This is a genomic window from Bacillus sp. JJ1532, assembly GCF_036965085.1.
Classification (GTDB): domain Bacteria; phylum Bacillota; class Bacilli; order Bacillales; family Cytobacillaceae; genus Cytobacillus.
The window spans coordinates 1-13720 of the sequence record NZ_JBALOW010000014.1; the positions used below are offsets into that span (position 1 = coordinate 1).

General features: G+C 38.3%; 14 protein-coding genes. 12 read left to right on the forward strand and 2 right to left on the reverse strand.

All coding sequences use genetic code 11. The features are described from left to right. Positions 1 to 551: 551 nt before the first annotated feature. A complete protein-coding gene (locus tag V7122_RS06095; RefSeq protein ID WP_335345260.1) occupies positions 552 to 755 on the reverse strand; it encodes a sigma factor G inhibitor Gin in 204 nt (67 codons plus the stop codon). Between the two features lie 227 nt (positions 756 to 982). On the opposite strand from V7122_RS06095, the gene V7122_RS06100 reads away from it, so the two are divergent. The 9 genes from V7122_RS06100 to rsmI all read left to right on the forward strand — a co-directional run bounded on the left by V7122_RS06100 (position 983) and on the right by rsmI (position 8215). Further along, entirely contained in the window at positions 983 to 2419 is a 1437-nt protein-coding gene (locus V7122_RS06100; protein WP_335345261.1) for an aminotransferase class I/II-fold pyridoxal phosphate-dependent enzyme, read from the forward strand. A gap of 227 nt (positions 2420 to 2646) precedes the next feature. Beyond that, complete coding sequence (tmk, locus tag V7122_RS06105; RefSeq protein ID WP_335345262.1) at positions 2647 to 3285, forward strand: dTMP kinase; 639 nt, start codon at positions 2647 to 2649, stop codon at positions 3283 to 3285. Positions 3286 to 3442: 157 nt separating this feature from the next. Then, a complete protein-coding gene (locus V7122_RS06110; RefSeq protein WP_335345263.1) occupies positions 3443 to 3772 on the forward strand; it encodes a cyclic-di-AMP receptor in 330 nt (109 codons plus the stop codon). Positions 3773 to 3809: 37 nt separating this feature from the next. Continuing rightward, positions 3810 to 4817, forward strand: coding sequence for a DNA polymerase III subunit delta' (gene holB, locus V7122_RS06115; RefSeq protein WP_335345264.1), 1008 nt, complete (start codon positions 3810 to 3812; stop codon positions 4815 to 4817). After that, on the forward strand, positions 4810 to 5637 hold the full coding sequence (locus tag V7122_RS06120; protein WP_066302014.1) for a PSP1 domain-containing protein: 828 nt from the start codon (positions 4810 to 4812) through the stop codon (positions 5635 to 5637). The genes holB and V7122_RS06120 overlap by 8 nt, the downstream gene beginning before the upstream one ends. Before the next feature lie 13 nt (positions 5638 to 5650). Beyond that, a complete protein-coding gene (gene yabA / locus V7122_RS06125; RefSeq protein WP_335345265.1) occupies positions 5651 to 6025 on the forward strand; it encodes a DNA replication initiation control protein YabA in 375 nt (124 codons plus the stop codon). A 147-nt stretch (positions 6026 to 6172) separates the two neighbouring features. After that, a complete protein-coding gene (locus tag V7122_RS06130) occupies positions 6173 to 6913 on the forward strand; it encodes a tRNA1(Val) (adenine(37)-N6)-methyltransferase (RefSeq protein ID WP_335526049.1) in 741 nt (246 codons plus the stop codon). Next, on the forward strand, positions 6903 to 7175 hold the full coding sequence (locus tag V7122_RS06135; protein WP_335345267.1) for a GIY-YIG nuclease family protein: 273 nt from the start codon (positions 6903 to 6905) through the stop codon (positions 7173 to 7175). The genes V7122_RS06130 and V7122_RS06135 overlap by 11 nt, the downstream gene beginning before the upstream one ends. A 146-nt stretch (positions 7176 to 7321) precedes the next feature. Then, positions 7322 to 8215, forward strand: a complete 894-nt coding sequence (rsmI, locus tag V7122_RS06140) for a 16S rRNA (cytidine(1402)-2'-O)-methyltransferase (RefSeq protein ID WP_335354018.1) — start codon at positions 7322 to 7324, stop codon at positions 8213 to 8215. A 37-nt stretch (positions 8216 to 8252) separates the two neighbouring features. Here rsmI and V7122_RS06145 read toward each other — a convergent pair whose 3' ends face one another. After that, the gene (locus V7122_RS06145) at positions 8253 to 8537 is read right to left on the reverse strand and encodes an AbrB/MazE/SpoVT family DNA-binding domain-containing protein (RefSeq protein ID WP_066301993.1); all 285 of its coding nucleotides are present in this window, start codon (positions 8535 to 8537) and stop codon (positions 8253 to 8255) included. A gap of 614 nt (positions 8538 to 9151) precedes the next feature. Here V7122_RS06145 and metG point away from each other — a divergent pair. The 3 genes from metG to V7122_RS06160 all read left to right on the forward strand — a co-directional run bounded on the left by metG (position 9152) and on the right by V7122_RS06160 (position 13585). Further along, on the forward strand, positions 9152 to 11107 hold the full coding sequence (metG, locus tag V7122_RS06150) for a methionine--tRNA ligase (RefSeq protein WP_335345288.1): 1956 nt from the start codon (positions 9152 to 9154) through the stop codon (positions 11105 to 11107). A 263-nt stretch (positions 11108 to 11370) separates the two neighbouring features. Then, positions 11371 to 12138, forward strand: coding sequence for a TatD family hydrolase (locus tag V7122_RS06155; protein WP_335345269.1), 768 nt, complete (start codon positions 11371 to 11373; stop codon positions 12136 to 12138). Between the two features lie 262 nt (positions 12139 to 12400). Next, complete coding sequence (locus V7122_RS06160; protein WP_335345270.1) at positions 12401 to 13585, forward strand: ubiquitin-like domain-containing protein; 1185 nt, start codon at positions 12401 to 12403, stop codon at positions 13583 to 13585. The last annotated feature ends 135 nt before the right edge of the window (positions 13586 to 13720 follow it).

The following is a 13720-nucleotide window of genomic DNA, read 5'->3' on the forward strand; positions in this document are numbered from 1 at the left end:
TTTTTTTGTTGTTGCTAAAAACGATTATGACGCTCTTTCGGAAGAAAATTTTAAGCTGATAGTAATTAAGAGAGGTTCAAAACGCCTTTCACGGAGAAAAGTAAAGGTCAAAGGTAGTAAAGAGCGGCTCAAAACACCCTTCACGAAGAAAAATAGGGCCCGAAGGTAGTTAAGAGAGTCTCAAAACACCCTTCATGAAGAAAAATAGGGCCCGAAGGTAGTTAAGCACCGTTCAAAACGCCCTTCGTGAAGAAAAGTAAAGGTCAAGGTAGATAAGGAAGGTCCATGGAACGCTTTTTCATAAGAATCCATCAAAAATGATCGCTATGAGTGCTTCATGGAACACATTTTGCTAAGAACTCACCGAAAACGCTCACTATAAAAGGTTCATGGGACGCATTTTGTTAAGGCTCCCTCAAAAACGCTCACCATAAGAGGTTCAGCGAATATGTGTTACAAATAAAAATTGCCGATGATTTTTCCCGGCTCCGGAAGGTTTGAAAATCGCAGAGATATAAAACCAAAATAAAAAGCCCCAAATGGAGCCTACATTATGAAAGTATTTCTGGATTTGTGACTTTTTTTAGCTGTTTTAAATAATATTTATATTTTGGATTACTTGTATCTGTAGAAATTAAATCACTTTCGCAATCTGTACAGATAAAAGAAGTGTATAGATGTATGCCTCTTAATTTTGTTTGCTCGCAAATGACACACTCTTCCCCTATATGCTTCTTTGCTAATAGCGAACTCAATAACTCCACCTCCATACACCAATTCTGTCCTAATTTACCGCATTGTATACAATCCTTTGAAAATTCGATTAAAAAGATTACTTGTTTACTAATGTATGTTAAAAGATGAATTTGGTTGTATGTCTTACTCAATTCTTTCCCATTGGCTTTTGTATAAGAAAGTACCGCAGTTCACTTCTATTTGGTAAAATAGATGGGATGATTAACAATATATTTGGTGATGATATATGAATCAAAATAAAATGCCTATATTTGACGCTTTAAAAGCACATATTGAACGTAGCCCTGTTTCCTTTCATGTTCCTGGACATAAATATGGAGGCCTTCTTCCTGATGAAGCAAAGGGGTATTTTCAGGAATTATTAAAGCTTGATGCAACAGAACTTAATGGATTGGATGATCTTCACTCTCCAGAAGGGATTATTTTAGAAGCTGAAGAGCTGCTTGCCCATTTTTATGGAACGAAAAGAAGCTTTTTCTTAGTGAATGGCTCAACTGTTGGAAATTTGGCGATGATCATGGCTGCGATCGCAGAACATGATACCGTGCTTGTCCAAAGAAATTGCCACAAGTCAGTTTTAAATGGGGTACAGCTTATGAAGGCCCATCCTGTTTTTCTAGGTCCAGATTTTGATGAGGAATGGGGTGTCGCAGGAGGGGTATCTCTTCAAACAGTAAAAATGGCTGTGGATGAGTATCCGGAGGCTAAGGCCATTATTCTTACATATCCAAATTACTATGGGATGGCCAATGATATAGAGGAAATCATTCAATATTCTCATTCTAAAGGGATTCCCGTTTTAATTGATGAGGCACATGGTGCCCATTTTGCAGGAAACGAAATATTCCCACGGTCAGCTGTGCAATTAAAGGCTGATATAGTTGTTCAGTCAGCTCATAAAACACTTCCTGCAATGACAATGGGGGCTTATCTTCATTTTAATAGTGAAATTCTTTCAGAAAGAAAAGTCAGTGACTATCTTCAAATCCTGCAATCAAGCAGCCCCTCTTATCCCATTATGGCGTCATTAGATATGGCGAGGCACTATTTGGCTACTTATTCAAATGAGGATATGAACGATCTTTTTCAAAAGATAACTGAATTTAGAAGGAGATTGCAGCAAATAAGGGGCATTCAAGTACTAGATTATCGAAATGGCAAAGGAGATCCGCTCAAAATAACGATTCAATCCACCACATCATTGAGTGGATATGATTTGCAAAGATTGCTCGAAGGTACAGGAATTTATGCTGAAATGGCTGACCCCTATAATGTACTGCTTGTTTTTCCTTTATTAAAAAAGGATTTGGATTTTTCTATTGAAGAGATAATTAGGCGTTTTGAGACAGCTCTTCAATCTATCCCAAATACACAGAGGGACAATATAATAAGCAGCTTTGGTAAACCGAGAATTTCAAAGCTGAGCTTGAATGTGAAGCAGATGGCAAGCCTCACAAGCCAATCTATCCCCTTGGAAGAGGCAGTCGGTAAAATAGGTGCGCAATTGCTTATTCCTTATCCTCCTGGTATCCCACTATTATTTCCTGGGGAAAAAATTCAAACGGAAGATATAGATTTTATTAAATTACTGCTGAAAACAGGTGCCAGATTTCAAGGCGGAGACAGCTTGAAATCTGGAAGAATAGACATATTTCCCGAATAATTTAACTTCATTCAGCTGAAGTTTTCCACTTCTATAAGTGGGAGAAGAATGAAAAAAGGTATCAAATTCATTGGGGGTATTACTTCCGCTGAATGAAGTTAAGCCTCCGGCGGATGCCTCAGATTTTTTAGAGGAAATTATCGAGCAAGCTCGATAAAAATCTGGGCGCAATTCCGCCGAGGCGAAATTGATTATATTATGATTGAATCATCTTGGAGGTTAGCGATTTGAAAAAAGGTATTTTTATAACAATGGAGGGCCCTGATGGAGCTGGGAAAACAACCATCATTAACATGCTTGGCTCAAGATTAGAAGCAGAAGGCTATCAGGTTATGCAAACGAGAGAGCCAGGTGGGATTGATATTGCTGAGCAAATTCGAAATGTCATTCTGGACAAGAACAATACAAAAATGGATCCCCGTACCGAGGCCTTATTGTATGCGGCGGCACGAAGGCAGCATCTTGTTGAAAAAGTCATTCCAGCTCTTGAAAAAGGTTATGTTGTTTTATGCGATCGATTTATTGATAGCTCCCTAGCCTATCAAGGCTATGCTAGAGGATTAGGAATGGATGAAGTGTTTTCAATTAATCAATTTGCCATCGAAGGAATGATGCCGCAAATAACGTTCTATTTTGACATTGAACCAGAGGAAGGTCTTGAAAGAATCAACCGGCATAAGGAACGGGAAGTAAATCGTCTAGATCTTGAGAACTTAGAATTTCACCACAAAGTACGCGAGGGTTATTATAAGCTAATAAATAGTTATCCTGAACGGATTTATAAGATAGATGCTTCCCAATCAATCGAAATGGTGTATAAGGCAGCTGAAGAAAAGATAAAAGAGATAATCCATAGGGAAGAATAAATGAAGGAGGGTGACTATTTACATGTGTATCACCCTCTTTTTTGTACCTCAAAGTTTAGTCAATATGGATAAAACATGTTAGTTCTTTAAAAAATTGCTATAATGAATGTAGTAAGGCAATTTTAGAAAAGTGGAACAAATGAAAGGGGATGAGAGTATGAAACTAATATTAGCGGTTATTCAAGATCAAGACAGCAATAAATTAATGAATGCATTGGTAAATAATAATTTCCGGGCAACAAAGCTTGCAAGTACTGGCGGCTTTCTAAAATCAGGGAATACAACCTTCATGATCGGAACAGAGGATATTCGTGTTGACAGGGCATTGCAAATTATTAAAGAAAATTGCAAATCAAGAGACCAGCTAGTGGCCCCTATCTCTCCAATGGGAGGAAATGCAGATTCATATGTTCCATATCCAGTTGAGGTCGAGGTCGGAGGAGCAACCGTCTTTGTACTGCCAATTGAAAAATTCCAGCAGTTTTAATAGAATTTTATTATAAAGAATTAAAGTGGTGATGACAGTGGTCAAAACGTGGGAAGACCTAGAAAGCATTCAGCCTGTTGTTTTGAAAATGTTTAAAAATAGCATCTTAAAGGATAGGCTTGCCCACGCTTATTTGTTTGAAGGGATGAAAGGGACTGGCAAACGGGATGCCGGGAGTCTTTTAGCCAAAAGTGTTTTTTGCCACTCACCCATTCAAGGCTATATGCCTTGTGAGGATTGTGTAAATTGCAAAAGAATTAACAATGGGAATCACCCTGATGTTCATCTTGTTGAACCAGATGGTCTGTCCATTAAGAAGGCTCAAATCCAGACTCTTCAAGAGGAATTTTCGAAAACAGGTGTTGAATCTAGGAAGAAATTATATATGATAGTTCATGCTGATCGAATGACGGTAAATGCTGCCAATAGTTTGTTGAAGTTTCTTGAAGAACCACATCCTCATACAATGGCGATTTTAATGACAGAGCAGGCACAGAAAATACTTCCTACTATTCTTTCTCGCTGTCAAACTATTTCCTTTCAGACGTTATCACCTGAAAAAATGATTGAAAATCTTAAATTAAATGGAGTATCGCCACTGTTGGCCCCATTAATTGCCCAACTTACCAATAATATAGATGAGGCAATTGAGTATAGTCAGAATGATTGGTTTGTACAAGCACAAAAAATAGTGTTAAAATTATATGAAGTGCTTAAGAAAAGTCCTTTAGAGGCGATGGTAGCTCTCCAGGATGATTGGTTTAAGCATTTTAAAGAGAAAGAACAGTTAGATATAGGTCTTGATTTATTACTTCTAATCTTTAAGGATTTACTATATATACAGCTCGGCAAGGAAGGTCAAATTGTCTATCTAAATGAGAAAGCACGTTTAGAACAGTTTGCGTTGCATTCCTCTAGCAGACAAGTATCGGAGCAGATGACAGCAATTTTGGAAGCAAAGAGGAAATTGCATGCAAATATGAATCCGCAGCTGTTAATGGAACAGCTTGTGTTGAAATTGCAGGAGGGGTCTTCATTTGTATGATGTAGTAGGAGTCCGCTTTAAAAAAGCGGGCAAGATATATTATTTTGATCCCGGCGGGCTAGAGATAGAAAGGGATGACTTTGTCATTGTTGAAACAGTCCGTGGTGTGGAATATGGCAAGGTTGTCGTTCCACCGAAAAAAGTGGATGAGCATGATGTGGTTCTGCCCTTAAAAAAGGTTCTGCGAATCGCGGATCAAAAGGATAAAATGATTGTCGAAGAAAATAAGCAGGCTGCAAAAGAAGCTTATGAGGTTTGCAGTGAAAAAGTAAGTACTCATCATTTAGATATGAAACTAGTTGATGTTGAATATACATTTGACCGAAATAAAGTCATCTTTTACTTTACGGCTGATGGAAGAGTAGACTTCCGGGAGCTTGTAAAGGATCTTGCAGCGATTTTCCGTACAAGAATAGAATTGCGTCAAATAGGCGTTAGGGATGAAGCAAAAATGTTAGGCGGCATTGGCCCTTGTGGAAGAATGCTATGCTGTTCTACTTTTCTAGGCGACTTTGATCCAGTCTCCATTAAGATGGCAAAGGACCAGAATCTCTCCTTGAACCCAACGAAAATATCAGGCCTATGCGGACGTCTGATGTGCTGTTTGAAATATGAAAATGATGAATATGAGGAAGCAAAAGCCCAGCTTCCTGACCTTGGTGAGTGGATTCAAACACCTGAAGGTCCTGGCAAAGTAGTAGGATTAAATATTTTAGAACGGGTGCTGCAAGTGGATGTAACTGCTGCTGAACGCGTGCTTGAGTATACTTTAGAAGAATTAGTAAAACAGGGTGCTGTATCAGTTCAATCCACAGATTAATGAGGTGGAATACGTGGATAAAAAAGAAATCTTTGATTCAGTAAGTAATATGGAAGCCCAAATTGGACAGTTATATCAACAGCTAGGTGAGTTAAAGCAGCATTTGGCAGAAATACTAGAAGAGAATAATGCTTTAAAGCTGGAGAACGAGCATTTAAGACGCCGTTTGGAATTAACGACAGATAAAGGAAAGACGACAGTAAAAAAAGGGACGACAGCCACATCGCCAGTGGATTCCGCTGATTACAAAACAGCTGATATTGGAGAAGGCTACGATAATCTTGCCCGTCTTTATCAAGAAGGTTTTCACATATGTAACCTCCATTTTGGAAGCCCGCGAAAAGAAGGAGATTGCCTGTTTTGCTTATCTTTTCTTAATAAGAAATAATTTTTTGGCCTTCCTCTTAATGGGAAGGCTATTTTTAACATGTTTAGCTTCACAAGGGACGTTTCGGCAGCATCATCATCGCACGAGTAAAAGCGTTACCTTTTAGGTGGAGCATCAACGCATTTTAAATAATATGGAGGAAAGAGAATGGATATTTTAAAAGGAGACGAGCGTTTAGATTATTTGCTTGCGGAAAATTTGCGTATTATTCAAAGCCCGACGGTGTTCTCCTTTTCACTTGACGCCGTTTTACTTGCCAGGTTTGTTCATATGCCGATTCAAAAGGGTCGGTTAATCGATCTATGCAGTGGAAACGGTGTGATTCCGTTATTTTTGAGCATGAGATCAAAAGGCTCCATTGTAGGGGTTGAAATTCAGGAACGGCTTTTTGATATGGCAAAGAGAAGCATCGAATATAATCAATTGGAAGATCGGCTTCAGATGATACATGGGGATATTAAGGAGATGACAAAGGAGCTTGGATTTGGAAAGTTTGATGTTGTTACTTGTAACCCACCTTATTTTCCTACTCCCTCATCGGAAGAAATCAATGAGAACGAGCATTTAGCCATTGCCCGCCATGAAATTCTCTGTACACTGGAGGATGCGATAAAGGCTTCAAGCGACTTAGTCAAGCAGGGCGGAAAGGTAGCATTTGTTCATCGGCCGGGAAGGCTCTTAGATATTGTAACACTTATGAGAAAATATAAATTGGAACCAAAAAAGGTCCAATTTGTTTATCCGAAGCAAGGAAAGGAAGCAAATACATTATTAATAGAAGCAACTAAATACGGCAGTCCAGATTTAAAAATCTTGCCCCCATTAATTGTCTATCAGGATAATAATGAATATACCCCTGAAATAAGGAAGATTTTATATGGAGAATAATCATCTTTTCTATGTGCTGCAGTGCAGGGATTATACGTTGTATGCAGGCTACACGAATAATTTAGAAAAGCGGATAAAGCTTCACAATGAGGGAAAAGGGGCAAAATATACAAGGGGAAGAGGACCGGTCAAGCTTGTATTCTCAAAAGCGTACGATAATAAAAGTGATGCCTTAAAGGCAGAATATGAATTTAAGCAATGGCCGAAGAAAAAGAAAGAAGAATTTATAATTAAAAATAAAGAAAACAACTTCGGAAGTTAGAGAAATGTCTAGCTCCAGCGCCTACCCCCTCGAGGTCACAAGCCAATCCTCCCAGAAAGGTAAAAAACACCTTTCCGTGAGGCTCGTCTTGTGCTTGTCGGGGGTGATCAAGGCGCTTCCGCATTTCGTTGAGACGGGTGGTACATATGTGGCAGCAAAAAAGCTTTGATAAGGAAGACAGTAAGGGAATTCTGTATTTAGTTCCGACCCCCATTGGGAATTTAGAGGATATGAGCTTTCGGGCTATTCGTATTATGAAGGAAGCAGATTTTATTGCTGCTGAGGATACAAGAAATACGAAGAAGCTATGCAATTATTTTGAAATAGATACGCCGATCATCAGCTATCATGAACATAATAAAGCGGTGAGCGGGGAGAAATTATTAGAGAAATTAGCAGACGGAGCGAAGATTGCTCTTGTGAGTGATGCAGGGATGCCAACGATTTCTGATCCCGGCTACGAGCTGGTCACCGCTGCAGCCGCTGAAAAATTAACGGTCGTTCCGCTTCCAGGTGCGAATGCCGCTTTAACTGCACTCATTGCATCAGGACTTAATCCGCAGCCTTTCTATTTCTATGGATTTTTAGACCGGAAAAAGAAAACCAAAAGAAAAGAACTTGAGGAGCTTTCGAAAATTTCCGCCACTACGATTCTTTACGAAGCCCCACATCGTTTGAAAGAAACGCTTACACTTATTGAAGAGCAAATGGGGAATAGAAAGATTGTTCTTTGCCGCGAATTGACAAAGAAGTTTGAGGAGTTTATTCGCGGGACTGTGAAAGAGGTATTAGATTGGGCCACATCTGAAGAAATTAGAGGAGAATTTGTTCTGATCCTTGAGGGTTCATCAGAGAAAGAGCAAGAAGAGGGAGAAATTTGGTGGGAGGATTTATCCATTGAAGCTCATGTGGAACATTATATGAATGATAGCGGAATGAATAGTAAAGATGCGATAAAGCAAACAGCAGCCGACAGAGGCATGAATAAGAAAGAGGTTTACCATGCCTTTCATGTTAAATCAAATGATAACGAAGAGTAAAAAAAGAAGCTTCTCTATGCAGAGAAGCTTCTTTTTATTATTTTACAAGTTCAAATCTGTTTTGAATTTCACTTAATAATTGTTCAGCACCCTCACGGCTAACAATTAATTTTCCATTAGCTAATTGGATGTTATCGTCAGAAACTTCCCCAGTTACTAGGCAAGTCATATTTGGCTTGTACTTTTTAAGGATAATACGATCATCGTCTACGTAGATTTCTAAAGCATCCTTTTCAGCAATATCCAATGTACGTCTTAACTCGATAGGAATAACCACGCGACCTAGTTCATCAACTTTACGAACAATACCTGTAGATTTCATATAAAAATTCTCCTCCCAAATCTTAAAAAATATTTTTCTATTTATAGTTCTTTCGCCAATATTCGACAAAATCTTTATTAATTCAATAATACCAGCGTTTCCCAAATACGTCAATTACTTTATTTTTAATTTAATTAGAAGTTTTTACCTTATCCAATAAAGGTTATTACATCAAGGTTTACTGACATAACAGCAAATTTTAATGGTGGTTTAGTAAATATTTTAACTCTTTAGATATATTATTTTATTATTATCAAAAAAATAATATTCGACAAATATCAACAGTACTTACAGAATTCAACATAATAATATACGAGTGGAGATTTATATTTATTGGGATAAAAAAATAAATAATTTATTTAGTTAGGCAGTGTTCATTTCAGTTGAAGCAAAATATATAACTCTCACAGTTTTTAGGGCTCTAGCTTATCTATATTTGTTGCACAAATACTAAATATTAGGTATATTTTGATGGTATAAGAGGTTATGCTGACTTAATGAGTCGGTTTGCTCACATAGGTTCTAATTAATATAAGAAGCCTATATTTGGCACGTATTACAGTTTAATCTCGTCCATTGTAAGGTCGGGATTTTTTAGCTAAAAAGGAGGGGATATTGTGGGAGGTAAAAAAACGTTTTATCTTACTACACCTATTTATTATCCAAGCGGAAATTTACATATAGGCCACGCCTATACAACGGTAGCTGGCGATGCAATGGCTCGCTACAAGCGTTTGCGCGGATTTGATGTCATGTATTTGACTGGTACGGATGAGCATGGTCAAAAGATCCAGGAAAAAGCGGAGGAAAAAGGGGTTACACCCCAAAGCTATGTAGATGAAATTGTCGAAGGAATTCAAGTGCTTTGGAAAAAGCTTGATATATCCTATGATGATTTCATTCGCACAACACAGGATCGCCATAAGGAAGTTGTTCAAAAGATCTTTGCTCAATTATTAGAGCAAGGAGATATTTATCTTGGGGAATATGAAGGATGGTATTGTACACCATGCGAATCGTATTTCACAGAGCGCCAGCTGAAAGATGGGAACTGTCCGGACTGCGGAAGACCCGTTAACAAAGTAAAGGAAGAATCATATTTCTTTAAGGTAAGTAAATATGCTGATAGACTGCTGCAATATTACGAGGAGAATCCTTCGTTTATTCAGCCTGAATCTCGTAAAAATGAGATGATTAACAACTTTATTAAGCCAGGATTAGAAGATCTTGCTGTTTCTAGAACAACCTTTAATTGGGGAATTGAGGTTCCAGGCAATCCAAAGCATGTCATTTATGTGTGGATCGATGCCTTATCGAACTATATTACAGCTTTAGGCTACGGAACAGAGGATCCTTCCAAATACGAAAACTTCTGGCCGGCAGACGTGCATTTGGTAGGAAAAGAAATTGTTCGTTTCCATACGATTTATTGGCCAATTATGCTGATGGCTTTAGATTTGCCCCTACCTAAAAAAGTGTTTGCCCATGGCTGGTTATTAATGAAGGATGGCAAAATGTCCAAATCTAAAGGAAATGTAGTGGACCCTGTCACCTTAATTGACCGTTATGGTTTAGATGCATTGCGTTATTATTTATTGCGTGAAGTTCCATTTGGATCGGACGGTGTGTTTACACCGGAAGGCTTCGTAGAAAGAATTAATTTTGATCTTGCGAATGATTTAGGAAACTTGTTAAATCGGACGCTGGCAATGGTAGATAAGTATTTTGGCGGGGTTATTCCAAAATATAATGGCTCAAATAGTGAGTATGATCAGTCATTGCTTCAAGCAAATAAGGAAACGGTTAAGAAATATGAAGAGGCAATGGAGAATATGGAGTTTTCCGTAGCTTTATCGACCATTTGGCAATTAGTCAGCAAATCCAATAAATATATCGATGAAACACAGCCATGGACACTGGCAAAGGATGAGGCAAAGACTGCTGAACTTGAAAGTGTAATGGCACATTTAGCAGAGTCCTTAAGAAGAATTGCCATTCTTATACAGCCGTTCTTAACAAGAGCGCCAAAGGAAATATTTGCGCAACTGAATGTAAATGGAGACAGCTTTACGGCTTGGGAGAGCTTAGAAGGATTTGGTTTAATTCCTGAAGGGACAAAAATCGCCAAAGGAGACCCTATTTTCCCTCGTCTTGATTTAAATGAAGAGGTAGAATATATCAAAACAAAAATGCAAGGATCAGCACCAAAAGTGGAAGAAGTGAAACAAGAGGAAAAGCCTGACAGTGAAGAAATCACTATTGATGACTTTATGAAGGTTGACTTGCGGGTAGCACAGGTTATTCATGCAGAGCCAGTAAAAAAGGCAGATAAGCTGCTTAAGCTTCAGCTAGATTTAGGTTATGAAAAGCGGCAAGTCGTTTCTGGAATTGCTCAATTTTACAAACCAGAGGACCTTATTGGCAGGAAACTTATTTGCGTTACGAATTTAAAGCCTGTTAAGCTTCGTGGAGAGCTTTCAGAAGGAATGATCCTTGCCGGAAGCAAGGATGGAGAACTTTCACTAGCAACCATTGCTGAGTCGCTTCCATTAGGTGCAAGAGTAAAATAAATGTTTTATAACATAGAAATGTTTCACGTGTAACATTAGACGTAAAACATTTCTATGTTTTTCTTTTATAAAATAATATTTATTCACATAATTAACGATAATATCAATGATAAGAACGTAAAAAAGAGGATTTTGTTATTTTTCAATAATGAGTAAAAAATGGCAATACTATATTTGGAAAACTACCCGCTGATTGTATCAATTGTTACATATATGAAAGAAATGTTACTGAAATATAATTTATGTAAAAAGGGGAATTTTTGATGTTTTTCGACACCCACGCACATTTAAATGCCGAACAATATAATGATGATCTAAGAGAGGTTATTGACAGAGCATTGGAAGAAGGAGTTACCCGCATTGTCGTTGTTGGCTTTGATCGTCCAACCATTGAAAAGGCGATGGAACTGACAGAGCAATATGAATTTATTTACGCAAGTGTAGGCTGGCACCCGGTTGATGCCATTGATATGACTGATGAGGATCTCCAATGGATTGAGGAGCTCTCTAGCCACCCGAAGGTAGTAGCACTTGGTGAAATGGGGCTCGATTATTATTGGGATAAGTCTCCAAAGGACATTCAGAAGGCGGTTTTTAGAAAGCAAATTCAGCTGGCAAAAAAGGTAAAGCTGCCGATTATCATTCATAATCGGGATGCAACTGCTGATATTGTATCCATTTTGAAGGAAGAGGGAGCAGGGGAAGTCGGAGGAATCATGCATTGCTTTAGCGGCAGCCCGGAAACGGCCAAAGAATGTGTTGAAATGAATTTCTATATTTCACTTGGAGGGCCTGTTACCTTTAAAAATGCGAAGAAACCGAAGGAAGTAGCGGAAGTCATCCCAATGGACAAGCTATTAATCGAGACTGACTGCCCGTATTTAGCCCCTCATCCTTATCGCGGCAAGCGGAACGAGCCTAGCTATGTAAAACTGGTGGCAGAACAAATTGCTGAAATTAAAAATGTCTCAGTGGAAGAAGTAGCCAGAATAACAACAGAGAATGCTAAAAAAATATTCGGCATAATTTGATAAAGAATTTTGTCGATATTCTAGGGTACTTGTCCTTTTTTTTCCTAGTTCCAAAAAGTTCTACATTTCCTTGTCCCATCATAGGATAACCATGTCGATAAGTCTCTCTTTCCTTTCTCAAAAAGATTTTGCATAATAGGAAATACGTTTAGGAGAGGGTGGTGCTAAAATAAGGAAAGTGAAAGAGAGTTGACAAAACTGTAAGATAGTCTATATAATCACTCCGAGAGAAAAGGAGGCGTTTTTCATCGTATTTCAAAACATGAAAAACCTGTTTTCCGAGTCTTTGAGTAAGAAGAGAATTGTCATTATTACTACTAGTTTCATAGTTTTTGCAGCTGCTTTAGGCTTCTTTATATTCGAATCAACAAAGAAAACGGTGGCAATGACATTAGACGGTCAGGAAAAGGTCATTAAAACACATGCGGGAACAATTCAAGAACTTTTTAATGATTTAGACATTTCTTTACGCAAAGAGGACTATGTGTCGTTATCCCTTGACACGAAGGTGAAAAACAATTTAGAGATTGTTTGGGAGCCGGCAAAACAGGTTCACATTGTGAAAGACAACGAGAAGAAAACGATTTGGACAGTGTCCAAAACAGTAGAAGAGCTTTTGAAAGAACAGGAGATTACGATAACTGATCATGATAAGGTTCAGCCAAATCTCGAAGAGCCAATTAAAAATAAACTTGAAATAGTTGTCAATAAAGCTTTTGCATTAACATTGTCGGATGGCGGGAAAGAGCAACAGGTTTGGTCCACTTCGACTACGGTCGCTGACTTTTTATCACAGCAGGGGATTACGCTAAACGAACTAGATCGTATTGAACCCAAAGCGGATACGGTTGTCAAAAAAGACGACACCATTCAAATCATTCGAGTAGAAAAAGTCACCGATGTTGTGGAAGAACCAATTAAATTTGCTGTTGTAACGAAGAAGGACAGCAGCCTGGATAAAGGTTCCCAGAAAGTCGTTAATCAAGGCAAAGAGGGCTTATTAACGAAGGAATATGAAGTTGTATTAGAAAATGGCAAGGAAGTTTCAAGAAAATTATTAAACGAGAAAACCGTTCAGGAAAAACAGGATAAAGTGGTTGCTGTTGGTACGAAGCCGTTAGCTGTTAATGTGGTTGCATCCCGCGGCGAAACAGGCGGGAAGGAAATCTATGTGTCCTCGACCGCATATACGGCTCATTGTAACGGTTGCTCAGGCAAAACCGCGACAGGCATTAATCTGCGTGCAAATCCCGATGCGAAAGTGATTGCAGTAGATCCTAGAGTTATTCCTTTAGGCACGAAAGTTTATGTAGAGGGCTACGGGTATGCGATCGCTGCAGATACCGGTTCTGCCATTAAAGGAAACAAAATCGATGTGTTCTTTGCTACAAAGGGAGAAGCTTATCGCTGGGGACGCAAAACAGTAAAAATTAGAATCCTAAATTAATTTTTTGAAAGTGCAGGGGACCCCTAAATCCTCTGCATTTTTTCTTTTTTTCTTTCTTTCGACTTTTCATATATAATTAAAATCATTATTTAACCAATCATATATACAGACGAATAAGGTTACAAAAATGTTTCA